The organism is Actinotignum urematis, from assembly GCF_051264595.1.
GTDB classification, from domain to species: domain Bacteria; phylum Actinomycetota; class Actinomycetes; order Actinomycetales; family Actinomycetaceae; genus Actinotignum; species Actinotignum timonense_A.
On the sequence record NZ_JBOZBG010000043.1, the window covers coordinates 1 to 698 of the forward strand.

At 53.3% G+C, this 698-nt stretch carries 1 pseudogene; it reads left to right on the forward strand.

From position 1 onward, the window contains the following. Nucleotides 1-698, forward strand: a pseudogene (locus tag ACRQDJ_RS09260) (hypothetical protein); the annotation flags it as partial.

Below are 698 nucleotides of genomic sequence, written 5' to 3' on the forward strand. Positions count from 1 at the left end.
ACTGTCACGATCAAGGATGGTGACAAGGTCTTCGATACGTCGAAGGTGACTGTTAATGATCCTGATAGTGATGGGGACGGCCTGACCGATTCTGAGGAAGAAAAGATCGGAACCGATCCCAACAATCCGGATACTGATGGTGATGGCATCAATGACGGTGATGAGGTCAATGGCACCAAGAACCCGTTCCAGGATGACAAGTCTGATCCGAATGGGAAGCCTGGTAACACTGACCCGCTCAACCCTGACTCGGATGGCGATGGTGTGAATGACGGTGACGAAGTCACTGGTAAGCACAACAATGGCAATCCGACTAATCCGAATAAGGCCGACTCTGATGGTGACGGCGTGACGGATGGGGATGAGAAGAAGGACGGCACCGATCCGAATAACCCGGACACTGACGGTGATGGCATCAATGATGGTGACGAGAAGAAGATCGGGACTGATCCGAAGAACCCCGATACCGACGGCGATGGCATCAATGACGGTGATGAGGTGAACGGCACCAAGAACCCGTTCCAGGATGACAAGTCTGATCCGAATGGGAAGCCTGGTAACACTGACCCGCTCAACCCTGACTCGGATGGCGATGGTGTGAATGACGGTGACGAAGTGACCGGTAAGCACAACAATGGCAATCCGACTAATCCGAATAAGGCCGACTCTGATGGTGACGGCGTGACGGATGGGGATGA